Here is a 22,332-nt window from a genome sequence, read left to right on the forward strand (position 1 = left end):
AAAAAGGCCTGCAAATGAGATGCAGGCCTTTTTATTTATAGTTAAACTATAGTTATAGAGTTGGCTATCGTACCAGCGTCAATCGTTTCTTATTGTAATAATCAACCTGTAAAAAGCCATACTGCTTGTTGAAAAGCACTTTCTTCACGCTATTTATCTTTACGCTATCGGCTTTTACCTCAAACACATTCGCATACACATTGCCTCCTACTTCTAAAGTTTGGTATGTCGGTTTATTCTGATCTAACGTCCAGGCATTTACGTTGTCTACAGCAATTTTTACCTGCAAAGAGTCAGGTCGCTTCAGGATGTAAGTATAAAAAGTAGAGTGTTTTCCGGTAGTGTCGGATAGCTGTGCAGTAACCTGGGTGTCAAGTTTTTCCAGGCAATCGTCAGATACTGAAGCACCTGCTCCGGGAACATTCTGACCCAGAAAACCGATAAATTTATAAGATCTGATCAGGGTATCTCTTTCGTCTTTGTACACAGGCTTGTTTCCGGGTTTGTAAACAAGCCATTCGTTGTCTGATTCAGTAGGATAGGTTATAGTTGGGTTCTCACACGTTTCGCAGGAGTAAAGAAACAAGCTGCCAAACAGTAAAGAGAAAATAGTAGTAACAGTTTTTTTCATGGTTTAATGTCGGTTATAGGAGATGCAAAATACAGTATAATTGGCTATAAATGAAATCTTTTAGATAAAGCTACGAATTTTGTGCAAACAAAATGTTGTAACATTGTTCTGGATTTTAAATATAGCTGATACCTATAAAGGATTTACATCTGTAGCCCGACAACCATGGGAAGGAGGGGAGAATAAAGGGCATAAAAAAACTGCCGGCTCACAAAAGCTTCAGCAAAAAAAGTAATATCAACACTACCCAACAATCTACTTTTTCCGCTATTTGCTCTGCTTAACCGGCAGTTATGTCTTACAAATTAGTTCTGGTGTACAGGTACAGGTTGTGGTTTCACTTTCGGACGTAGAACCAGCCAAAGAAATGTACCGGCTATAGTACCTGAGAAAAACGTAAACACTGTAACTAACCAGCCATTAATACCGCGCAACTCTGCATCGTAATAAACCCAGGTTAAAATAAAACCCAGTAAAGCGATGTATATTAAAAAAGTTGCCAGTATCACAGCTGAGGTAATATAAGGCATCCAAAATTCCATTTTATACACGTATTAGTTAACTATATGCAGTACAAAATTGCACTGCCATTTGTAAGTTAAACTAACAAGCAATGTAATAGTTTAGGATATTTTAAAGAATGTAGTAGGAATGTGTGTATTGTGCAATAAGATTCATTGCATTATTCTATAGTTTAAGCCGTTAGCAATTGAATGAGTTGTCCGGGGTTACCTGAAACCACTGAAACTATAGTTGCTGTTGGTCAGTCTTCGGTTGCTGGTAGGCCTGCATTACCTTTTTGAACAGGGCAGTCAGGTAATCTCCTCCCCATTTGCCGTAAAAGTTCATGTCGCGCACTTCGTATTCATCTAATTTATAATGGCGCGACGGCGTTAAATAGCCCATATACCCACCGTTAAAGCCGGTAACTATAAGCTTCTTGTTTTGCTGCGCAGCCAGCGGCTCTAGCTCTTTCATAAACTCACCGGAATAATCTGCGGGAGCGCCCAAGAGTAGAATATCACCTAACAGCAATGAGCTTACAAACGAAGGATAATTGCCAAACAAACTATAGAAAAGCCAGGGAGCCAGGTGGTAATTATCGCCGAGTCTGAACTCAGGTTCCGGTAACGTCAAGGGCAACCTGCTATAACCAAGTGTATTTGTGTATTGCATTTCTATAGTTGGCAATTCCGGAACTACAACTCTGGTCAGTTGCGCGCCCAGCGAGTCTACACTCTGAAAAGAATCCTGGTGGTGGTAAATGGGTTTATGGCTGGCAACGGCGCCTGCCGAAAAAGCCGCAAAATCAACGTGTTTTTCCAGCGCATCTACAAAAGCACCCGGGTAATCTCTGGATAAAACTAGCTGTTTAGAAGGAAGTACCGTTGCATGAGCCGAAAAAGTAGCCAGTACGGCCACATCGCCATCTGCCTGCTCAAACTTTAAGAACCGAACCGTAGTATCACGTACGCTTTCCTCCTCATTTAGCCTGTTGCCAACCAGGTGCCCGGCAAATGTTTTACCATAGCCTACCTTTGCAACTTCAGCATTTGCCCGAGCGAGCTCAATACTTCGGATGATCTGATTTGTGGTCTTATCCAACTGCTCCTGACTGTAAGTTCCGGCCATTACCCAACCCATTAGTTTTTCGCCCCAGCCGCCAAAACTGGTATGCGTGTGGGTAGCCGAAAGGTATAGTTGCGCTGGGTTAAGCCCGGCTTTCGCACTTGCCTCGTTAAGTGCTGCTGTTAAGGTCATGGGCGTTATCAGCATATCCAGGGCTATAAAATAAGCCTCCTGTTTGCCGTTGTTAAAGGCAAAGGTGCGCACGTAAGCCGAGTCATGCACTTCGGTGTATTTTTTGCCCAGCCGTTTGCCGTAGCCTGCCAGCGGAAAAGGTGGGGGAGGTGTAATGCTCAGTTTTGCCCAGCCCACTTTAAGCGTATCGCCCTCTGAGATAACCGGTTGCTGCTCCTGAAGGGTGTTGAGCGTTTCCTTATAATATGCGGATTTAGCGTACGGCGTTGTATCGTTTTTACGGATGGCGCAGGCAAGCACGATAAGCACCAGCAAAGGAACCAGCAAAAAACGAAACAGCTTCCGGCGGGAAGATCTAGGGGCGGTTGGTTTCATAGATTACAAACCAGGTCTTAATTTTTCATCGTTTCCATAGCGGCATATAAGCTGTTTTTGTCAGTGCCCGGTTTGTTAAAAAGCTGGCGCATGTCATCGGCTGCCGGGTGCTCAAATACTTCCAGGTCAAAGTAGCGTACAGCGGCAAGCAGATGGTCAAAAATATCGGCCATAATACCTTCATAGTAGGCCCAGCGCACATCATTGGCAAAAGCATAAATTTCTATCGGCATACCGGTTGTCGTTGGCTCCAACTGGCGCACCATCATCGATAGTTCTTTGTGCACAAATTCGTTCTGTTCTAAATAAGCGCTGGCGTACGCCCTGAAAATTCCTGCATTGGTCATGTTACGGCCATTTATCAGCAGACTTTTATCGATTTCGTTCTCTGTGTTATAGGAATTTATATGCTTTTGCCGCTCCTCCAGATAACTTCTGATAAGCTGAATTTTACTGAATCTACTAATATCTTCCGGAGAAAGGTATTTTATGCTGGATATTTTAAGGTGAATTGAACGTTTGATACGGCGCCCGCCTGTGCGCTGCATACCGCGCCAGTTTTTAAACGAATCAGAAATGAGGTAGTAAGTAGGGATGGTCGTAATTGTTTTATCCCAGTTCTGCACTTTTACGGTCGTCAGGTTAATCTCTGTCACATCACCGTCCGCGCCATATTTTTCCATCGTTATCCAGTCACCGATGCGCACCATATCGTTGGTGGAAACCTGAATGCTGGCTACAAAACCAAGAATTGTATCTTTAAACACCAGCAGCAGGATAGCTGAAGCCGCACCCATGGCAGTTATAAATGCCCATACTTCCTTGCCTGTCAAAAGGGAGAAGATGAGTATGCCTCCTATAAAGTATAAGAAGATAGAGACCACCTGCAGAAAGCTGTCAACCGGTTTGTCTTTAAATAACTCTGTCGTTTTAAGGTAATCTTTTAAGGACCGCAACAGAGCCCGAACTATAGCTATGGCAAGCACTATAGTATACATGTCGGTGAGCGTGCGGAGTGGCTTTATCCAACCCGGGAAATGAGAAAACACTATTGGTAAGCTCTGTACCACTATAATAAGCGGTATTATTTTAGCAAGATGCTTAAACGTTTTGTTCTGGATCAGGAAATCATCGAACTGGGTAGCAGTTTTATCGGAGAACTTCTGAGATGCCCCCAACATTATTTTACGGGCTACTACGGCTGTGACATACACTAGCACAAGTACAATTCCCAGTAACAACAGCATGTTCATGTAAGTGGCTGATGTTTCGGGAATGCCCAGGCTTATAAAATGATTGTAAAAGAAGAGATTGATCTGGGAGGCAAGATTTGCAGTTTCCATGCAAAAAAGGAATTGGTTGAAAGATGGATTGCCCGGCAAAGGTAAGAAAAATATAGGGAGGAAGCGGAAGCTGCTGAGCTACTGCACCAAATCTCTCTGGGATATTGTGTTTTATAGCTGTCCGTTATTATTAGTGGCATTTCTGCAGATAATGTTTTCAGGTTTGGCAATAAGGTTTAATTTTGACGTTTCTAAAGTCCCGCGTTAAACTATAGGCACGGGCAAAGGCAATGGCAGCAGGGAAGGGGAAATGTGCCTTTTCAGATCAGCAACTATAGTTTCCTGACTTCTCCTACGAGCCACAGCGCAAAACCAGAAATTGGCTTAAAGCATTATATGGAACCGAATTTAGACCATCTTTTAAAGATAGCCACCGAGCTATCCATTACTATTAAGCAGGTTGAGGCTACCGCCGTTTTGCTTGATGAAGGTGCTACCGTACCATTTATTTCCCGTTACCGAAAAGAAGCTACCGGCTCCCTGGATGAAGTACAGATCGCTGCTATCCGCGACAGGATGGAGCAACTGCGTGAGCTGGACAAGCGCCGCGAAAGTATTCTTAAATCTATCCGTGAGCAGGAAAAACTAACACCGGAACTGGAAGCGCAGATCATGGCTGCTGAAACTATGGCCGTGCTCGAAGATATTTACCTGCCTTACAAACCTAAGCGCCGCACCAAAGCAACTATAGCCCGCGAAAAAGGACTGGAGCCACTGGCACAACGCCTGTTTGAGCAGGAAAACTTTGACGTGGATGGCGAAGCAGCCAATTATATTTCGGAAGAGAAAGAAGTTAAAGATACTGCCGAAGCCCTTGCCGGAGCCCGCGATATTATGGCCGAGTGGATGAACGAGAACGCAGAAGCACGTGCCAGCATGCGCCAGCTTTTCGAGAAGAAAGGTGTGTTTAAGAGCCGCGTGATGATGGGCAAGGAGGAAGAAGGCCAGAAGTTTAAAGATTACTTTGAGTGGGAAGAACCGATTGAGAAAGCTCCTTCGCACCGTATACTTGCCATGCGCCGCGGCGAAACCGAAAATGTGCTGATGCTGAGTGCCCAGCCCGAGGAAGAAGCAGCGCTCGAAAAACTTGAAGCTATGTTTGTGAAGGGTAACAACGCGGCATCGGAGCAGGTAAGGCTGGCAGCTAAAGATTGCTACAAGCGCATGCTTAAAATGAGCATGGAAACGGAAGTGCGCCTGAGCTCTAAAAAACGTGCCGACGAAGAAGCCATCCGGGTATTTGCCGATAACCTGCGCCAACTACTGCTTTCATCTCCGCTTGGTCAGAAAACTGTGCTGGCCCTTGACCCTGGTTTCAGGACAGGGGTTAAAACTGTAGTGTTGGATAAGCAGGGTAAACTGCTGCATAACGAAACGATTTACCCGCATACTGGTCAGCACAAAGAGCAGGAAGCAGCGCAAGCCGTACGCTACATGGTTACCCGGTTTAAGGTAGAAGCTATTGCTATTGGGAACGGTACGGCCAGCCGCGAAACCGAGGCCTTTGTGAAAAGCCTGAAATTGCCTGCTTCAGTGATGGTGGTAATGGTAAATGAGAGTGGTGCTTCGATCTATTCAGCTTCAGAAGTTGCCCGCGAGGAATTCCCGGACCAGGATGTAACAGTGCGTGGCGCTGTATCCATTGGCCGTCGTTTATTGGACCCGCTTGCCGAACTGGTAAAAATCGACCCGAAAAGTATTGGTGTAGGTCAGTACCAGCACGATGTGGATCAATCTGCGCTGAAGCACTCGCTGGATGACGTAGTAATGAGTTGCGTGAATGCCGTGGGTGTGGAAGTAAATACTGCCAGCAAGCAGCTTTTAACTTATGTTTCCGGTTTAGGACCAGCTTTGGCCCAGAATATAGTTGAGTACCGTAACGAAAATGGCCCTTTCAGAACCAGAACGGAGCTTAAAAAAGTGGCCCGCTTAGGCGAAAAGGCTTTTGAGCAGGCTGCAGGTTTCTTAAGAATCCGTGATGCTAAAAACCCGCTGGATGCCTCTGCAGTTCACCCTGAAAGTTATCCTATAGTGGAGCAAATGGCAAAAGACTTAGGTGTAACTGTGCTGGACCTGATGCAGAAAGATGAGCTGCGCAAACAGATCAACCTGAAGAAGTATGTAACCGAGACTGTTGGTTTGCCAACGCTGCAGGATATTGTGAGTGAACTGTCCAAACCAGGCCGTGACCCACGCCAAACGTTCGAAGCTTTCAGCTTTACCGAAGGCGTGAACGAGATAAAAGACCTGCGTGAGGGCATGAAGCTGCCGGGTATTGTTACCAACATAACCGCTTTTGGCGCTTTCGTAGACCTTGGCGTGCACCAAGACGGCCTTGTACACGTGAGCCATTTATCTGACCGGTTTGTAACCAACCCGCATGATGTGGTAAAAGTTGGTCAGAAGGTTGAAGTTACGGTGCTGGAAGTGGATGCCAACCGCAAACGTATTTCGCTGAGCATGAAAGGCGATCCGGCTGCCCCTAAACCAGCAAGAGATGGTAACAGAGACCGTAGTAACAGTAAAAATGCTGGCAAGAAAGAAGAAGAACCAATGGATGATTTCCAGGCGAAGCTGGCCAAGCTGAAAGGTATGTTTAAGTAAGATTATGTTATCATAACTATAGGCTCAGGCTTAAAAGACAAAAAAGCCCTCCGAAATAATACTGGAGGGCTTTTTTGTTTGTAATTCAAAGCTGTTTTTATAATAACTTCTATAGTTATAGTTGATATTTTAGATAAGTAATCCAATAGAAAATAATCACGTTAAAGCGCTGTTCTTATCGGGCGATTTACTGGTTCAGGATTATGCCATTTTAAAATATATAATATTGAATATTTTGAAAGCAAGATATTTTCATAAACCTTTGCCGGAATATTTTTAACCAACTTTATATGAAAACCAAATTTTTACTAGCATTGCTGTTTGTAGTAGGCCTAGGGTTTACATCAATGGCACAATCAATTTCTGTTGGCCCACGCATTGGTGCTACTTTTGCTAAAATTAATGTGTCTGATGAAGATGACTTCAATGATGAAGTTAAATCAAACACAGGTGTTCAGATCGGCGCAGTTGCTAATGTAATGATCAATGACATGTTCTCTATTCAGCCTGAGCTTCTTTTAATCCAGAAAGGTTTTAAAATTGAAGACGGTGGTGAAGGTATAAGAGTTAAAACAAACTACCTGGAACTGCCTGTTCTTGCTAAGGTTAAATTCGGTACAGAAGAACTGCACGGATTTGTAACAGCTGGACCTACTGCAGGTTACTTAATGAATGGCAAAATGACCATGGAATTTGATGGTGAAGAAGAGTCTGAAGACCTTGAGTTTGACGATACTGATAACAGATTTGAGCTTGGAGCTAGCTTTGGTGTTGGCTTAGGTTACAAAGTAGGTGCAGGCACTCTAAACTTAGATGTTCGTTATGGTCTTGGTTTATCAAGCCTGTATGAAACTGAAGGAGATGAGCCAAAAACAAAAAACAACGTATTTGGTGTTTCTTTAGCTTACCTGTTCAGCTTGTAATTAGTACTGAAACCATTTTAAAAGAGGCCCTGCGAAAGCAGGGCCTCTTTTATTTTCACCGCATTTGATTTGTTATAAAACTATAGCTGGTGCGTTATTTGTTAAGTATAATATCTAACATGCGAATAATGAAGAATTCTAAAATAGGCTTTGCTATAGTTGTATTGCTGTTAATTATAGTTAGTTTTTCGTGCAAACAGGCCAGTGACCTGAAAGCATTTACTGAAGCCAACTATAAACTACAGGGTATAGAAGATCTGCGGCTGAACGGGGTGGATGTGACAGATAAACGCACGCCATTCGATTTCAGAACAGCAGAAGGCGACAGTCTTTTGTCAGCTTTTACAACCAATAACCTGAACGCTACTACCACACTTTTTCTGGAAGTAGAGATGAAGGAACCGGAAGTTACCCGCTCGATGCAGATAACCAACCTGGAATGGCAGCTTTTAGTGGATGGCAAAGAAACCCTAACCGGTACAGTAGAAAATCCGCTGGATTTACAGAACGGACTAAACGAATTGCCGGTATCCTCTACAGTTACCCTTGCTGAAGTAGAAGGACTGCAGAACTATGAGGGTTTTTCTACTTTAACTACCCTAATTGCAAAAGGGAAAGATGTGCGCGACCGCCTAGTCTTCAGGATAAAGCCGACTATAAAAACCCCGGTCGGCAATGTCACTTTACCCGATTATATTACAGTTGGCCAGCCGGCAGGCAGCTGACCCAGCGCAAAAATATAGTTCTTGTAAATTCGTTAAGATAAATGAGTTGCAGATTTAAAGCGGCGCATTTTTGGCAACAATCTTGCATATACAGCACTACCGATCTGTTTTAATCCGGCTGATTTATTTAAAGATATGATGAACTCAACTATAAAAAGACTGACACTGGCCCTGGTGCTGCTTGTGGCGCCGGTTGTTATAGTGCAATCGTCAGCGACTACTACAACCAAAGTAACTGCCACCAGAGCAGGTGCCCGCGATATTGTAAAAGAGATTATTGATGTAGTGGGTTTAAAACCACGTTTCGAGCTGCGTGCTGCTAATATTGAGAATGCTGCCGCCGTAATTTACAATGGCGAAAGATACATTTTATACAACGAAGACTTCCTGGCGGCTATTAACAACGCCGTGCATACCGATTGGGGCGGCGTAAGTATTCTGGCGCACGAGATCGGACATCACCTGAACGGGCATACCCTAAGCAGAGCAGGCAGCAATCCAGCAGATGAACTGGAGGCCGATGAGTTTTCTGGGTTTGTCTTGCGCAAGATGGGTGCAAGCCTGGCAGAGGCACAGGCAGCTATAAACCTGCTTTCAGAAGAGCATACCTCTGCTACACACCCGGGCCGAAGCTACCGCCTTGCCTCTATCAGTAAAGGCTGGCGCAATGCCGATTCGCAGTTAATGGCAAGCTCGCATGGGCAGCAGCCTGATCGTAATGAGATTGTATCACGGTCAGCTACAAGGCAACAGCCGCAAGTGCAGCGCGCTTCCCTCGATAGCCGGAATATCCTGAGCCGGGTATATTTTTCATCCATACCAAACGAGGAGTTTTATGTAACCAAGCATCTGCAACTGGTGCATGTAACCAGCGACGGAGCCAGGGTAATAGGTAAATTGTCGAAAACGAATAACCGCAATTATCCTTATTATTTTGAAAGCGACCATCTGCAGCCACTGTTTGTAACGGACCGGGGCTCAGTAGTAAACCAACAGGGGCAACGCGTAGGCTACCTTACCTAAACTATAAACAGCCACCCTAAAGTGGCTGTTTCTGTTTGCGCTAAATTTTATAGTTTGCAGAAACAGATATTATATGATCGTATAAAGTGACTATAGATGTTTCCTTATAGTTCGGGTGTTTTGAGCTTTATACTTAACTTTACTTTATGAAGAATACCAGAAAACTGAATATACTTTCGCTTGCCGTATGGTTGCTGTTGCCCTTTTTTATAGTTGGGTGCAGCACTAAAAGTGATGTAGATGCCTTTAAAGAAGCAAAATATGACCTGGCAGGCATAGATGCCGTGAACCTGAATGGTGTGAGCCTGCTGAATAAATCCGATATCAGTGACTTTTCGTTTTCAGAAGCTAGCAGGCTTTTTAGTGCTGTATCAAATAACAACCTGGCGGCTACGTCCACTTTAGGCCTGCAGGTAACGCTACCGGAAGGCAGTAAAGACAGAACCATGACGGTGAACCAACTGAAATGGCAATTGCTGGTAGATGGCAAGCAGGCAGTAAGCGGACTTGTAGATAAACCTGTAGAACTAAAAGACGGATTGAACACCATAACGGTATCTTCGCTGGTGAAACTTGCTGAAGACCAGGGACGTGTAGATCTTAACCAGGTATTGCAACTGGCATCGCTTTTAAACAAGGATGGAGGCAACAAGCCGGCTGTTTCGTTACAGATCAAGCCAACTATACAGACGTCTATCGGGCCGTTAGAGCTCCCAGCCTACATCACGGTAACTAAGTAATGTAATATTTTTAGATAAGATTTAAAGTTTTTATAACTTTTTAAAAAACCTGCCGTAGTGTGGCACATTCCTTGTATTTGTTGTGTTAACCGCATAGAAACAACTTAAAGCCAAGGAAATGAACACAGATGTAAATATTAGCCGCGACCAGTTATCTACTAACAGCACTGTTAAAAATACAATGTTGAATGGCTGGGTGAAGATGGGAAACGTAATAGCTCAGACCGATAGAATAACGACAGCAATAGCAAGCGACCCTTTTAAGAAGTTTAATTCACAACTGGCTATTCGTGGCCAGAGAAGCTGGATACGCTGGTAGGTTGATTAAGCAGGGCTATTGTTTTATTACGCGCCTTATGCTTAATTTGACCTTATGATATACAGACTTATACTTGGGGCTTTTTTAGCTCTACCGTTGGCCGGACTTGCACAGCAACCTTTGCTGCAGTCCGGCCAATTGCTTACAGACGTACGCATCCTATCTGCAGATTCGTTGGGTGGCCGTTCAAGCGGAACCGAAGGCAGCCTGATGGCACAGGACTATATCATCAAACGCTTTAGTGAGATCGGTCTCAAAGCTTTTAACAACAACTATAGGCAGCAGTTTAAAATTGCGAACCGAAATGGTTCGGAACTGGAGGGCACCAACCTGGTAGGCTATATTCCCGGAAAATCAGGCAAAGCAATTGTTATTACTGCTCACTACGACCATGTGGGCATCCGGAATGGCGAAGTATATAACGGGGCCGATGATAACGCCTCAGGCGTGGCTGCGCTGCTGGCCGCCGCTACCTACTTTAAAAATACCACTCCTAACCATACGCTTATTTTCGTGGCTCCGGATGCCGAAGAAAAAGGCCTGCAGGGTGCGAATACTTTCCTTAATAGCCCACCGGTTCCGTTGCAGGACATCCTGCTGAATGTGAACATGGATATGCTCGGTATTAATGCAAAAGGCGAACTATACGCCAGCGGTACTTTCCATAATCCATCTTTTAAACAGCTTTTAGAAAAGGTTAAACCACGTGAGCACGCCAGACTTGTACTCGGCCACGATAAACCCGAACAGGGGCACAACGACTGGACCAATCAGTCAGACCATTTTCAGTTTCATAAGCGCAAGATTCCATTTATCTACTTTGGTGTTGAAGACCATGCGCATTACCATAAACCAACCGACGAGTTTAAGCAGATCAATCAGCAGTTCTTCCCGGACGCAGCTGCACTTGTTATCGAGTTTATAGGTATAGCTGACCGAAAATTAAGCAGCAAGCAGCAGTCAAAATAAAGTTGGAAAGGATATATTACATTATTTTGATATAATGATGTAATTATCTTTTTTTGCCTATCTTTTTATAGTATCCAGCGTAGATTAAAACAGCTAATTGGTACGTTAGTTCTTTAAGTGCCTTTACTGCAGCGTTTTGTATTTTTCTAAGCAGTTAGCAACTTACTTTTCTTTCACTTGCACCCTTAATAACCTGTGTTTAACATGAACAGGAATAGTATAGTTTTTTTACTTTTACTCTGCTTTGTTTTTGCATGGTCTGCTGCTGCAGGGCAATCTTCGTTGCTGAAGCGGATGCAGGAAAGCAAGATTCCTGAGCGTGGTATAGTTGTGTTGGGAACAGCCGGAATTGCTGCCGTACGCAGCGATATTTGCGGATCACCGGATTGTAACGAGTTCAGACCTGTTTTCGGAATAGGAGCCATGTATAAGTTCGACCCGATCTGGTCTGCAAGCATGAACCTGGACTATGTTAAACTGGGTGCTACCGAAAAAGACCCGACACGCCCCCGTAACCTCTCCTTCAGAACAGATGTAATTGAGCTTTCCGGCTCTGTACTCTATAATTTACTGGATGCTTACAGTGGTTCGGGCGGGTACCGTTCGTCGCGCAAGCGTTTTGTAGTGCCGTACGCTAAAATGGGCGCAGGTATTATTTACTATACGGCCACTTCATACCCTGGCAGCGGCGACCTCGACGAATCCCAGACAACGTATGACCCCGAACGGAAATACCCGGCCATTGGTATAGTTGTACCATTTGGTGGTGGTTTAAGGTTCCGTTTTTCAGACCAGATAAGCGTGGCTCCGGAGCTTATTTACCACCTTACCTCCAGCGATTATCTTGATAATGTGGGGCCGCGCCTGGCTCCCGGCAAAAGCAGAGACCATTTTGCCTTAGCCGTTATCAGGCTGATGTACACACCGGAAATAAAAACCAATATCTTTACCCGCAAAGCCCAGACAGGCAAGTAAGCGGCTATAGTTTAACCAGAGTTATCGGGTGCCGTAGTGTAACTATACATTTCCTTGCCGGTTGGCAGGGTTATACTTGTAAAGGACGCACTATGAAAACAACTGATAACAATAAGAAACTGTGGTGGCTGGCAGCAGGTGCCGGTGCTTTAATGGCTGCAAGAGCCGTTTACCGTAACCTGAACGCCTACGATTTTAGTGGTAAGGTGGTATTGATAACCGGAGGCTCCCGTGGCCTCGGCCTGGTAATGGCCCGTCAACTGGCCAAAGAAGGAGCGAGGCTGGTGCTTTGCTCCCGCGATGAAAAGGAGTTGGAGAATGCCCGTTTTGAACTGGCCGGAAAAGGTGCCGATGTGCTGGTAATGAAATGCGACGTTACAATAGAGCGGGAAGTAAACGATACGATCACGAATGTGCAGAACGAATTCGGACCGATTGATGTGCTGATAAACAATGCAGGCGTGATACATGCCGGACCGGTTACTGAAATGACTGTACAGGACTTTGACGAAGCTATAAAAACGCATTACTGGGGTCCGGTTTACACCACACTTGCCATTTTGCCAGCCATGAAAGCCCGGCGCGAAGGCCGTATCCTGAACATTTCCTCTATCGGCGGAAAGATAAGCGTACCGCACCTGGTGCCCTATAGTGCCAGCAAGTTTGCTTTAGTAGGATTATCAGAAGGGTTGCGGGCAGAACTGGCGCAGTACAACATCACCGTGACAACCGCTACGCCGGGACTGATGCGTACAGGCAGTCCGCGCCACGCATTTATAAAAGGCCAGCACGAAAAAGAATACGCTTTGTTTAAGATCATGGACTCGAGTGTGCTTACATCCAATAGTGCCGAAGCTACAGCTAAAAGCATCCTGGATGCGTTACGATATGGCGATGCGCAGGTAACGACCACGTTCCCGGCTATGCTGGGCGAATTCATACATGGCATTTCACCGGCTTTTATGACCTCCGCTTTCTCGGTTATCAATAGGTTTTTGCCCGGCGAAGGAGGCATAGAAAAGAATAGAAAAACAGGAGCTCAGAGCGAGACAGACCTGTCCATGTCCTGGTTAACAAAGCGGACCCAGAAAGCCGCTATGCGCAATAACGAACTATAAACTATAGCACTCACCCTTAACGCTGCGCAGGCAGCCATAAAAAGAAATGCAGATCAAAGGCAAACAAAAAGTATATGACGGTTACTTTAAAATGTATGAGCTAACCGTAGAGCAGGACGGCCACACATTTAAACGCGAACAGTTCGACAGAGGCACAGCCGTAGCTGCGCTGGTACACGACACTGAGAAAGATAGTTTTATACTTACCAAACAGTTCAGGATAGGCTCGGAATCAGAGCTGATTGAGATTGTAGCAGGTATGATTGACGACGGTGAAGCACCGGAAGTTAGCATCAGGCGCGAGATAGAAGAGGAGATTGGCTACCATGTAGATCAGCTGGAGCATTTGTATACATTCTATTCGTCGCCGGGAGGCACTACCGAAAAGGTGTTGTTATACTTTGCGGAAGTTAGCAAACAACACGCAGACGGTGGTGGTAAAGCCGATGAACATGAAAAGATCGAAATCGTTGAGCTAACTGCCGGTGAGTTTCTGAAACTTGATACTCCGGATGCCAAAACTATCATTTCACAGTTATGGTTTAGGCTGAAGCAGAAGTAGCAACTATAGCATCAACCTATAAAAGAGAAGGCCGGTCAATCAACCGGCTTTCTCTTTTATAGGTTATTTTTCGTTTACTTCGTTCAGCATGCTTCGGGTATCAGCAGCTCCTTCCAGAGCAAGGTATTCAGCCTGTAGTGTCCTGATCTTTAACTTGTCTGCAGTACTTATCTGTCCTTCAATCTGTCCGCGGCGCTCGTTTAGCTTACCATACACGTGGTCTACATAATCCCAATCTCCCGGAGTCCAGCTGCGTTTTTTAATGCGCACAGTACTCATAAAGGTTAAGTATGCCTCGCGGATATTAGATGGGCCTATAGTTGGGATATCTTTGTATTCTCGCAGTAATTGCTCTTCCCAGGTCTTCACTTTGGCCGGGTCTAATGGCTGGCTCTGGCGGTGTTCCTGTTTTGCCTCCCAGCTTTCGTAGCGTTGTTTCAGTCGGCGGTACTCTTCCTTCGATTCCGTAGATAAGCTATCGAAGTTACGTTCTATATCCTGGTTAATGCGGCGCAGTTCTTCTTTGGTTTGAGGCCAGTTATCCCGGATGGCTGTATCAGTACGATCAGCTTTTTCATTCATCCAGCCGCGTAGCTTTTCCAGTTTATCTTCGGTTGTCTCGCCGGTGGTAGCAACTATAGTTGTGTCTTTGTCGCGTTCGGTGGCGTCTGTTTCTTCTACAGTACGGGTTCGTTCGCATGCAAAAAGGGCGGTGGAAAATAATATAGCCACCAGCCAGTTTATAGTTTTATTTTGTTTGTTCATGATGGGTTTGGTTTCTGGACAATTTTTCTTGTCTCAGCCTTCATACGCAATACATCGTTATTCAGATACTTTAATGAAAGGATGCGATTACTTTTCCTTTCCGGATACCATCGCCGAACCCAAAATCCTGGTTTACAGTAACCGGTAACCTGCCCCGTGCCTGCAACTCTCCGAAAATAACTTTTGCAGCTGCCTGCTGCGCGTGGTAAAGCGGCTGGTACGCAACTATAAGCGCCTCACTTTCTTCAATCCCCGGGAACTGGTTAATCGCGTAAGCATTATCAAAAAGTATCGTTACCGTTTTCTTGTCTCTGATGACCTGTCGCACAAACGCTTTTGCCTCACCGGAGTACCCCATCGTGTTACTTGGCCTGATGCTCGGCCCGTAAAGCGACAGCAGTACCACATCATAGTTCCGAAGCTGTTTCTGTAGTTTAAGCACCTCTTTTTTGTTTGCCTTCCGCGATAAGATGAACTCCTTGTTCCGGGCATATTTATCGGCCTCGCGTTGGAAAACCGTAGTTCTGCGTGCACCCACCGATACCGTCGCGATTCGGTGTTTGCGACGAGGTTTTATAGGTATAAGTTTTTTATAGTTGCGTAGTACGGTTATAGAGGCCTCGGCCAGTATCTGGTTGGTACTATCAGCAATAGGTGGGTTAAGGTCCTCGTACAGGTTGTTCAATTCTATGGGTTTATAGTTGTCGAGGCCCAGCCATTGCTTGGCGGCAAGCACACGACGGCATTTCAAGTCGATTTCTTCCTGTGTAAGGTCGCCTCTGACTATCGCTACTTTAATGGCTTGTATAGCCTTAGGTACGTTGTTAAGGCGTTCCAGAATGTCGTTTCCGGCCATCAGGGCTCGCACTTCGGCCTCGCCGGGTTCAAAGTATTTAGTAACGCCTTTCATCACCATAGCATCCGTAAAGATCAATCCTTTAAACTTAAGGTGATTTTTAAGCAGGCCGGTAACGATAGGTTTGGAAAGGGTAGAAGGCAGGTGCCGGGTAGAATCCAGTTTAGGGATGTGCATGTGCGCCACCATGATACTGCCAATTCCATATTTGATGAGTTCCTTGAAAGGGTATAGTTCCAGCGAATCAAGTCGCTGCCTGCCGTAGGGAATTATGGGAAGGTCGTAATGCGAATCAACATCGGTATCGCCGTGTCCCGGAAAATGCTTGGCTGTTGCCAGTATCCCGTTATCCTGCATGCCCTGCATATAGGCCATGCTCTTGGCTGTTACATCCAACCGGTCTTCGCCAAAGGCGCGGTAGCCAATAATAGGGTTTGCAGCGTTGTTGTTGATATCGGCAACCGGAGCGAAGTTTACGTGCATGCCCAACCGCTTGAATTCATACGCCACTTCGGCGCCCATTTTATAAATAAGGCCATTGTCTTCTATCGCGCCCAGCATCTGCTGGAAGGGGTATTGTACCGTACTGTCCAGGCGCATGCCTACACCGGTCTCCGCATCCATCGCGATCATGAGCGGGACCTTGGCAGCTGCCTGATACTTGTTTGTGAGTTTTGCCTGCCGTACCGGTCCTCCCTGGAAAAAGATGATGCCACCTACCTGGTAGGTTTTAATCAGTCTCATTACATCCGCTTCGTACTTTGGTCCCTTATCAGAAAAAGCTTCCACTATAATGAGCTGGGCAATACGCTGTTCCGGGGTAAGGGTATTAAATACGGAATCGACCCAGCGGGACGAAGGATTTTCAAGAGCCTCTATAATGGATGCAGGACGCACGTACGGCACATGTTCCTCAGGAGCAAAATTTTCTTCCTGCCGGGGGTGGCGGCTCGCGTCGGAACTTTCGCAGCTCCAAAGCATAAATGGCAGCACAAAAAGCAGTAATTTATAGTATGGCTTAGCCGCAGGGTGGTAACGTAAGCAACGCATAGTCAAGTAAAACACAACTGTACTTACTTTTTATCTCGGATTAGGTTTTATCTTGTTGTTATTTTCACAGGTAAATCAAGTGTTTTGCAGAAGCATTTGTACTGGTACGTATAGGTTTATTACGCAAATTTGGCTACTTTTTGATCACTTGAATACAATTATAGCACATGAAGACAGGGCCCGGAGTACTTGAAAGCACGCAGCAGGAAAGCAGCCGGTTTGCCTATAGTTTTTTGCCGGGACTGTTATTTATAGTGCTGATCTGGCTCATCCATTTGCTTTCTTATCTTACGGGAGCAGACCTGGGATTTCTGGGTGTATATCCGCGTCACTTTCTGGGCCTGGTTGGGGTGTTCTTTAGCCCGCTCATCCATGCAGATCTCAAGCATTTGTTATCCAATACTTTTCCGCTGGTCCTGCTTTCGGGGTTTATACTCTTTATACACAGGCGGGAAGGAGCTAAGGTGATAGGATTGGTTTATATCCTGAGCGGGTTGTTTACCTGGTTTATCGGGCGGCAGGCGTATCACATCGGGGCAAGCGGTGTGGTGTATGGCATGGCAGGTTACCTTCTTTTCAGAGGGGTTATTACCCGCGACCGTGGCGCAATGGCTGTAGCGTTTGCGGTACTGTTCCTGTATAGCGGCTTGTTCTATGGTCTGTTTCCGAAGGAAGAGCGCGTATCGTGGGAAGGGCACCTGGCCGGCATGGTTGCCGGATTGCTGGCAGCCTTGATCTATGGGAAAAAGACATTCAGCAAAAGCATTCCTAAAGAGGCAACTATAGCTATACAACCTGATGTAACGCAACGCCATGTAAGCAATACGTTTGTGCCATACTACATGCATTATACGATAAACTATAGCATGCATCAGCCCGGTAAAGCGGGCGAACCATTCATCTATAGTTTAAAGCCAGACAATCAACCGAATCAAATACCAACCCTATTGCAGCATCCTGCGTCTGTAAAAGAGCAAAAAACACCCTGATATGACAGAGAAACAGAAATCCATAGACGCCGAGGATACGAACAGAACAGAAATAAAAGAAAGCAAATGGCCCATGATCATAACCGGGCTTATAGTTGCCGCGCTTGTGATCTCGTATTTTATTTTTCCGGAGTTTAAGCAAACTATAACCGAAGGCTGGCAGGTACTGACCAGTGGCGATCAGCAGCGCATTTCAGATTGGGTAAGCCAGTTTGGTTTCTGGGGGCCGGTTTTTATAATTCTGGCTATGGTTGCCCAAATGTTTCTGCTGGTTGTAAATGTGGTGTTGCTGATGCTGGTTGCAATTATTGCCTACGGTCCTGTCTGGGGTTCGGTGATAGCGGTGGTAGCTGTGCTGGTAGCATCCTCGGTTGGCTACCTGATAGGCAAAAGTGTAGGCGAAGCTGGTGTGAGCAAACTGATAGGCGCAAAAGCCCAGCGCAAGGTTACTGATTTTATGGATGAATATGGTATCTGGGCTATTATTATTGCCCGTATCTCTCCGTTTTTGTCTAACGACGCTGTAAGTTTTGTAGCTGGTTTTGCAACAATGCGTTACTGGCAATTTATACTTGCAACTATAGCTGGTATAGTTCCGCTAACCATCTTGCTTGCCTGGCTCGGCGAAAATAATGAACGTCTTAAAACTGGCCTCATCTGGGTGTCTGTTGTGAGCCTTGTTTTGTTTATCGGGTATGTGATTTATGATAAATATTTTTAAAATAAATCGGTAGAATAACCATCTTCTCAACTCTCATTACCTCGTCTTTTAGGGCAGCTTTTTCAGGCCGAAAAGCCTTTTTAAAATTGCACCATTTAACGGGGCAAAACCCTGACAGTCTTATCGTAAAGGCATTATGTAGAAAGCTATATACCACTATAGCCATGCCATTTTAAAGAAGATGATTTTTCTTTAAATCTATAAGTATAAAAAATTATTAAAAAAGTACCTTTTTATCAATTCCAGCCCATAGTACTATAACCTATATCCTGAAGTGTCGTTTAAGCGGTTTGTTGTTGCCAAATCGATGTTTCACTAAAAGGATTTCTTATGATTAGGTACAAAATACTTGCGGCTGTGTTTTCTGTTATAGTTGCCGTCGCCGAAGAATTTTCATTACTAAAGTCAGAATCTCTCTCCCCGAAAGTAGAAGAACAATGGCTTACAATTACCGAACCTGCCCGACCTGAACCCATATTACTACCTACCCTTACCGTCTCCGCTTCAGTTTACCACCCCGAACCGCACCAAACCGATAGCACCCCTTTTATAACTGCTGATGGATCCAGAATTAATCGCAAAGACCCGGGCAAACACCGCTGGCTTGCCGTGTCCCGGAACCTGCATGCGCGCTGGGGCGGCGACCTTGAATTCGGAGATTCGCTATGGGTAACCGGTATCTCAGATGACTTGGACGGCTTATACATAGTGCGTGATGTAATGAACCGCCGTTTCCGGAACCAGGTTGATATTTTAGTTGGCCGGAAAGATAAGGTAATGGGTTTCTGGAAGAATGTAGGCATTGCTAAATTTGAACAAACTAACCAACGAAGTACAGCAGTTGCCGTAACCAACTAGCTAATTCTAAACCGGGTAACGCTGCACCCTGCACCAACCCGGTTCCTCAGAACTTATGCAGCAGGAGCGGTTAAAGCAACAAGAAGCAAAACAACTGGAACGGGAGCGCTACAAACTCCTGAACCGCTTACAGCATACACTGGAAATCCCGATGGTGGTGCTGGGAGTTATCTGGCTGGTTTTACTGGTCATAGAGCTTACAAGGGGCTTGCCGCCTATCCTGCAATTCGCCAACACCGTCATCTGGGTCATTTTCATTCTTGATTTCATCATCAAGTTCATCCTTGCTCCTCGCAAAACAGAATTCTTAAAACACAATGTGTTGACAACTATATCGCTGGCAGTTCCGGCGTTAAGGGTTTTCAGGCTGGCACGTTTGTTTCGGGTGATGCGTTCTGTGCGGGCGGTGAGGGGGCTCCGACTGGTAAAAGTGGTAGGCTCTATAAACCGGGGAATGCGCAGCCTTGGCAAAACCATGCAGCGTCGTGCCTTTGGCTATGTGCTGACTATAACCCTGGTTGTAATTGTGGCCGGAGCAGCCGGTATGTTTGCTTTTGAAAACGAACATGGTTTGTATTCCTACAGCGAAGCTCTATGGTGGACGGTTATGCTGCTGACCTCTATCGGGAGCGATTATTTTCCGGTTACAGCGGAAGGGCGTGTACTTTGTTTTTTACTGGCAGTTTATGGTTTTGCCGTGTTTGGTTATTTTACTGCCACGCTGGCTACCTTTTTTATAGACAGTGATGCAGAAAATGCAAGGGGAGAACTTGCCGGCTCAAAACAAATAAAAGTGCTGCAGCACGAAATTAAAGAGCTCCGAACTGAACTGCAGGCTGTTTTGAAAAGTGCCGGCAACTATAAACCACCCCAGGAGCCTCCGCAACTATAAGTTTTTTTGACGTAACGTAGAAAACACTTATTTTAGAAGTGTAACTATACAACACTTATGACCAGAGAAGAAGCCCGAACGATACTTACCCAGATGACTACCAGCGAAAGCCTTTTGCGCCATGCCCGAACCGTGGAACTGGTAATGGAAGCATATGCCACCAAGCTTGGCGAAGATGCGGAGAAATGGGCCGTGACAGGCATGTTGCACGATGCAGATTATCAGGCTTACCCGGAAAAGCACCCTAACGTGATAGTTAACCTGCTGCGGGAGCGAGGCGAAGTTGAAATTGCACACGCCATATCGGCGCATTATACCCACTGGGGTGTTTCGTATGATACTTTACTGGATAAAGCGCTGCTTGCCTGCGATGAGCTGACCGGTTTTATAGTTGCCTGCGCGCAGGTTCGGCCGCAACGCCTGGAAGGTTTGGAGCCAAAATCAGTTATAAAGAAACTGGGCCAGAAAAGCTTTGCCGCCTCCGTGGACCGCGACGAAGTGAGAATTGGGGCAGAACTGTTTGGCGTTGATATGAAGGAACATATTGCATTTATTATACAAGTGCTGCAAGAGCACCAATTGGAACTGCAACTACAGCCACAAACAGGAGCACAGGTATAAACAGAGCGGGTTAGAGCCCGCTTTTTTATTGCATATAGTCACTCAGTATCTCGAAGCCTTCTTTCTCGTCTTTCGCCTCTACTACTTCGTTTATCACAAACTGTATTTCCTGTTCCGACCAGCTTTCTTTTTCAGCAGCTTTTACAAAAACAGCGATCGCAGCATACCTGTTGCCGGTCGTCGGCAGGGCTGCCTTTACTCTTTTTCGAATTCTCATACCTGTAAATTAACCGGCTAAAGGTACAAACTTGCAGGTATAATCTGAAATGAGGAAGGCTTATAGTCGCATTCCGCCCAACTCTTTATAGTTACCGCCGTTTTTACAAAAAGCAACGGAAGTGGGTAGCATATGGAGAAAAAACTTTACACCTGGGATGAACTCCAACAACTTAGCGACCTGACCATGATCCAATACCTGGCACCTATACTTATAGGGCTGGTTATAGCCGAGTGGCTGATAAGTTACTACAGGAACCGCAGTTATTACGAGAAGAAAGATACGCTGGTAGCGCTTGGCATTGGCCTGGGAAATGCCCTGATCGGGGTGGTACTAAAGGTGGCGTTATTCGCTATCTCAATGACAATCTATAATATGGTACCCTGGGCAATGCCGCGTGTATGGTGGGGATTTATAGTTTGTTTTATAGCCGTGGATTTCTGCCGTTACTGGGCACACCGCATCTCTCATGAGCAACGGTTCTGGTGGGCAACGCACGTCACGCACCATTCCTCCACTAAAATGAATTTCCTGATATCGCTTCGTACCGGCTGGACTGCTCCCTTAAAGTTTGTTTTCTTTCTTCCGGTGCCGTTAATGGGAATCGATCCGCTTACTTTTTTTATATGCCACCAGGCAGCGGTGTTCTATCAGTTTTTTGTACACACCGAACTGGTTAGAAAGCTGCCTGCACCTATAGAGTATATTTTTGTAACACCCTCGCATCACCGGGTACACCACGGCTCCAATCCCGAATACATAGACCGTAACTATGGTTCTACCTTCATTATCTGGGACCGTTTTTTCGGCACTTTTGAACCGGAAGTAAAACAACCTGTCTACGGTTTAACCAAGCCTGTAACGTCATATAACCCAGTGTATCTTGTTTTTCATGAGTGGGTAGATCTGGCTAAAGACGTATCGCAGTGCCGTTCAGTATCAGAAGCCCGGAAAGTCCTTTTTTATCCGCCAGGAGCTATCGTTACCCAACATCAAATGCAACAGGAGAGGGGAGAGGAAGACGTAAAAGAGGCTGCTCCGGAACTTGCAGAACAACAGGCTATTGTTTCATAGGTAGTGTTTGTTCAATTGGGGAATACCTCACCCCAGCCCTCTCCTTTTAAAGAGGGCCCCTACCCCCAAAACAGGAGAGGGAGTTTATAGAAGCTACAGTTTATTGTTTGTACAGCTGGTGCGAGCGTCTTTGCTCGTGACTAACTATGTTGTTAAATCTCCTAACTCAACTGGGCCGATAGGGGCAGGCTTGGTAGTAGCGCTAGCTATAGTTCTATAGT

Annotated in this window: 23 protein-coding genes; 16 read left to right on the plus strand and 7 right to left on the minus strand. The window is 45.6% G+C overall.

Translation table 11 applies throughout. From position 1 onward, the window contains the following. Window positions 1-64: 64 nt before the first annotated feature. The 4 genes from KYK27_RS12735 to KYK27_RS12750 all read right to left on the minus strand — a co-directional run bounded on the left by KYK27_RS12735 (window position 65) and on the right by KYK27_RS12750 (window position 4,110). Entirely contained in the window at window positions 65-631 is a 567-nt protein-coding gene (locus KYK27_RS12735; protein ID WP_199110430.1) for a hypothetical protein, read from the minus strand. Window positions 632-936: 305 nt separating this feature from the next. Continuing rightward, window positions 937-1,173 carry a hypothetical protein gene (locus KYK27_RS12740; RefSeq protein WP_233150426.1) on the minus strand — a complete coding sequence of 79 codons (237 nt, stop codon included), beginning with the start codon at window positions 1,171-1,173 and terminating at the stop codon, window positions 937-939. A gap of 205 nt (window positions 1,174-1,378) precedes the next feature. Then, window positions 1,379-2,767 (minus strand): neutral/alkaline non-lysosomal ceramidase N-terminal domain-containing protein, encoded by a 1,389-nt coding sequence (locus KYK27_RS12745; protein WP_199110431.1) that lies wholly within the window; start codon window positions 2,765-2,767, stop codon window positions 1,379-1,381. 17 nt (window positions 2,768-2,784) lie between these two features. Continuing rightward, the gene (locus KYK27_RS12750; RefSeq protein WP_199110432.1) at window positions 2,785-4,110 is read right to left on the minus strand and encodes a mechanosensitive ion channel family protein; all 1,326 of its coding nucleotides are present in this window, start codon (window positions 4,108-4,110) and stop codon (window positions 2,785-2,787) included. Between the two features lie 336 nt (window positions 4,111-4,446). Between KYK27_RS12750 and KYK27_RS12755 the strand changes: the two genes are divergently transcribed. From KYK27_RS12755 to KYK27_RS12800, 10 genes are all read left to right on the plus strand, one after another. Beyond that, window positions 4,447-6,714 carry a Tex family protein gene (locus tag KYK27_RS12755; protein WP_199110653.1) on the plus strand — a complete coding sequence of 756 codons (2,268 nt, stop codon included), beginning with the start codon at window positions 4,447-4,449 and terminating at the stop codon, window positions 6,712-6,714. A 290-nt stretch (window positions 6,715-7,004) separates the two neighbouring features. Then, window positions 7,005-7,637, plus strand: coding sequence for a porin family protein (locus tag KYK27_RS12760; RefSeq protein WP_199110433.1), 633 nt, complete (start codon window positions 7,005-7,007; stop codon window positions 7,635-7,637). Between the two features lie 128 nt (window positions 7,638-7,765). After that, a complete protein-coding gene (locus KYK27_RS12765) occupies window positions 7,766-8,362 on the plus strand; it encodes a hypothetical protein (protein WP_199110434.1) in 597 nt (198 codons plus the stop codon). A gap of 135 nt (window positions 8,363-8,497) precedes the next feature. Beyond that, on the plus strand, window positions 8,498-9,385 hold the full coding sequence (locus KYK27_RS12770) for a membrane-binding protein (protein WP_233150427.1): 888 nt from the start codon (window positions 8,498-8,500) through the stop codon (window positions 9,383-9,385). Between the two features lie 146 nt (window positions 9,386-9,531). Then, window positions 9,532-10,125: a hypothetical protein gene (locus tag KYK27_RS12775; RefSeq protein WP_199110435.1), complete on the plus strand. Its 594-nt coding sequence runs from the start codon at window positions 9,532-9,534 to the stop codon at window positions 10,123-10,125. Window positions 10,126-10,243: 118 nt separating this feature from the next. Further along, window positions 10,244-10,444: a hypothetical protein gene (locus KYK27_RS12780; RefSeq protein WP_199110436.1), complete on the plus strand. Its 201-nt coding sequence runs from the start codon at window positions 10,244-10,246 to the stop codon at window positions 10,442-10,444. A gap of 54 nt (window positions 10,445-10,498) precedes the next feature. Continuing rightward, on the plus strand, window positions 10,499-11,413 hold the full coding sequence (locus tag KYK27_RS12785) for a M28 family peptidase (RefSeq protein ID WP_199110437.1): 915 nt from the start codon (window positions 10,499-10,501) through the stop codon (window positions 11,411-11,413). A gap of 204 nt (window positions 11,414-11,617) precedes the next feature. Beyond that, window positions 11,618-12,388, plus strand: a complete 771-nt coding sequence (locus KYK27_RS12790; protein WP_219337370.1) for an outer membrane beta-barrel protein — start codon at window positions 11,618-11,620, stop codon at window positions 12,386-12,388. A 92-nt stretch (window positions 12,389-12,480) separates the two neighbouring features. After that, entirely contained in the window at window positions 12,481-13,506 is a 1,026-nt protein-coding gene (locus KYK27_RS12795) for an SDR family NAD(P)-dependent oxidoreductase (protein WP_199110438.1), read from the plus strand. Window positions 13,507-13,552: 46 nt separating this feature from the next. Next, the gene (locus KYK27_RS12800; protein WP_199110439.1) at window positions 13,553-14,068 is read left to right on the plus strand and encodes an NUDIX domain-containing protein; all 516 of its coding nucleotides are present in this window, start codon (window positions 13,553-13,555) and stop codon (window positions 14,066-14,068) included. Between the two features lie 63 nt (window positions 14,069-14,131). Here KYK27_RS12800 and KYK27_RS12805 read toward each other — a convergent pair whose 3' ends face one another. Both KYK27_RS12805 and KYK27_RS12810 read right to left on the minus strand, forming a co-directional pair. Then, window positions 14,132-14,833 carry a hypothetical protein gene (locus tag KYK27_RS12805; protein WP_199110440.1) on the minus strand — a complete coding sequence of 234 codons (702 nt, stop codon included), beginning with the start codon at window positions 14,831-14,833 and terminating at the stop codon, window positions 14,132-14,134. Window positions 14,834-14,903: 70 nt separating this feature from the next. Then, window positions 14,904-16,739: a glycoside hydrolase family 3 protein gene (locus KYK27_RS12810; protein ID WP_199110441.1), complete on the minus strand. Its 1,836-nt coding sequence runs from the start codon at window positions 16,737-16,739 to the stop codon at window positions 14,904-14,906. A gap of 167 nt (window positions 16,740-16,906) precedes the next feature. On the opposite strand from KYK27_RS12810, the gene KYK27_RS12815 reads away from it, so the two are divergent. From KYK27_RS12815 to KYK27_RS12835, 5 genes are all read left to right on the plus strand, one after another. Then, the gene (locus KYK27_RS12815; protein WP_199110442.1) at window positions 16,907-17,728 is read left to right on the plus strand and encodes a rhomboid family intramembrane serine protease; all 822 of its coding nucleotides are present in this window, start codon (window positions 16,907-16,909) and stop codon (window positions 17,726-17,728) included. A gap of 1 nt (window position 17,729) precedes the next feature. Next, window positions 17,730-18,449, plus strand: coding sequence for a TVP38/TMEM64 family protein (locus tag KYK27_RS12820; protein ID WP_199110443.1), 720 nt, complete (start codon window positions 17,730-17,732; stop codon window positions 18,447-18,449). Between the two features lie 330 nt (window positions 18,450-18,779). Then, window positions 18,780-19,307 (plus strand): hypothetical protein, encoded by a 528-nt coding sequence (locus KYK27_RS12825; protein ID WP_199110444.1) that lies wholly within the window; start codon window positions 18,780-18,782, stop codon window positions 19,305-19,307. A 55-nt stretch (window positions 19,308-19,362) separates the two neighbouring features. Beyond that, window positions 19,363-20,199, plus strand: a complete 837-nt coding sequence (locus KYK27_RS12830) for a potassium channel family protein (RefSeq protein WP_199110445.1) — start codon at window positions 19,363-19,365, stop codon at window positions 20,197-20,199. 57 nt (window positions 20,200-20,256) lie between these two features. Further along, entirely contained in the window at window positions 20,257-20,820 is a 564-nt protein-coding gene (locus KYK27_RS12835; RefSeq protein WP_199110446.1) for an HD domain-containing protein, read from the plus strand. A gap of 25 nt (window positions 20,821-20,845) precedes the next feature. Here the strand turns inward: KYK27_RS12835 and KYK27_RS12840 are convergent, their stop codons facing one another. Beyond that, window positions 20,846-21,037, minus strand: a complete 192-nt coding sequence (locus KYK27_RS12840; RefSeq protein ID WP_199110447.1) for a hypothetical protein — start codon at window positions 21,035-21,037, stop codon at window positions 20,846-20,848. 132 nt (window positions 21,038-21,169) lie between these two features. Between KYK27_RS12840 and KYK27_RS12845 the strand changes: the two genes are divergently transcribed. Next, window positions 21,170-22,111, plus strand: a complete 942-nt coding sequence (locus KYK27_RS12845) for a sterol desaturase family protein (RefSeq protein WP_199110448.1) — start codon at window positions 21,170-21,172, stop codon at window positions 22,109-22,111. Window positions 22,112-22,332 lie beyond the last annotated feature (221 nt).

This window comes from Pontibacter populi, from assembly GCF_019336435.1.
Lineage (GTDB): Bacteria > Bacteroidota > Bacteroidia > Cytophagales > Hymenobacteraceae > Pontibacter > Pontibacter humidus.

Coding starts and splice junctions, on each gene's coding strand:
- KYK27_RS12735 (WP_199110430.1), bottom strand. CDS start 631: ATGAAAAAAACTGTTACTACTATTTTCTCTTTACTGTTTGGCAGCTTG.
- KYK27_RS12740 (WP_233150426.1), bottom strand. CDS start 1,173: ATGGAATTTTGGATGCCTTATATTACCTCAGCTGTGATACTGGCAACT.
- KYK27_RS12745 (WP_199110431.1), bottom strand. CDS start 2,767: ATGAAACCAACCGCCCCTAGATCTTCCCGCCGGAAGCTGTTTCGTTTT.
- KYK27_RS12750 (WP_199110432.1), bottom strand. CDS start 4,110: ATGGAAACTGCAAATCTTGCCTCCCAGATCAATCTCTTCTTTTACAAT.
- KYK27_RS12755 (WP_199110653.1), top strand. CDS start 4,447: ATGGAACCGAATTTAGACCATCTTTTAAAGATAGCCACCGAGCTATCC.
- KYK27_RS12760 (WP_199110433.1), top strand. CDS start 7,005: ATGAAAACCAAATTTTTACTAGCATTGCTGTTTGTAGTAGGCCTAGGG.
- KYK27_RS12765 (WP_199110434.1), top strand. CDS start 7,766: ATGAAGAATTCTAAAATAGGCTTTGCTATAGTTGTATTGCTGTTAATT.
- KYK27_RS12770 (WP_233150427.1), top strand. CDS start 8,498: ATGATGAACTCAACTATAAAAAGACTGACACTGGCCCTGGTGCTGCTT.
- KYK27_RS12775 (WP_199110435.1), top strand. CDS start 9,532: ATGAAGAATACCAGAAAACTGAATATACTTTCGCTTGCCGTATGGTTG.
- KYK27_RS12780 (WP_199110436.1), top strand. CDS start 10,244: ATGAACACAGATGTAAATATTAGCCGCGACCAGTTATCTACTAACAGC.
- KYK27_RS12785 (WP_199110437.1), top strand. CDS start 10,499: ATGATATACAGACTTATACTTGGGGCTTTTTTAGCTCTACCGTTGGCC.
- KYK27_RS12790 (WP_219337370.1), top strand. CDS start 11,618: ATGAACAGGAATAGTATAGTTTTTTTACTTTTACTCTGCTTTGTTTTT.
- KYK27_RS12795 (WP_199110438.1), top strand. CDS start 12,481: ATGAAAACAACTGATAACAATAAGAAACTGTGGTGGCTGGCAGCAGGT.
- KYK27_RS12800 (WP_199110439.1), top strand. CDS start 13,553: ATGCAGATCAAAGGCAAACAAAAAGTATATGACGGTTACTTTAAAATG.
- KYK27_RS12805 (WP_199110440.1), bottom strand. CDS start 14,833: ATGAACAAACAAAATAAAACTATAAACTGGCTGGTGGCTATATTATTT.
- KYK27_RS12810 (WP_199110441.1), bottom strand. CDS start 16,739: ATGCGTTGCTTACGTTACCACCCTGCGGCTAAGCCATACTATAAATTA.
- KYK27_RS12815 (WP_199110442.1), top strand. CDS start 16,907: ATGAAGACAGGGCCCGGAGTACTTGAAAGCACGCAGCAGGAAAGCAGC.
- KYK27_RS12820 (WP_199110443.1), top strand. CDS start 17,730: ATGACAGAGAAACAGAAATCCATAGACGCCGAGGATACGAACAGAACA.
- KYK27_RS12825 (WP_199110444.1), top strand. CDS start 18,780: ATGATTAGGTACAAAATACTTGCGGCTGTGTTTTCTGTTATAGTTGCC.
- KYK27_RS12830 (WP_199110445.1), top strand. CDS start 19,363: ATGCAGCAGGAGCGGTTAAAGCAACAAGAAGCAAAACAACTGGAACGG.
- KYK27_RS12835 (WP_199110446.1), top strand. CDS start 20,257: ATGACCAGAGAAGAAGCCCGAACGATACTTACCCAGATGACTACCAGC.
- KYK27_RS12840 (WP_199110447.1), bottom strand. CDS start 21,037: ATGAGAATTCGAAAAAGAGTAAAGGCAGCCCTGCCGACGACCGGCAAC.
- KYK27_RS12845 (WP_199110448.1), top strand. CDS start 21,170: ATGGAGAAAAAACTTTACACCTGGGATGAACTCCAACAACTTAGCGAC.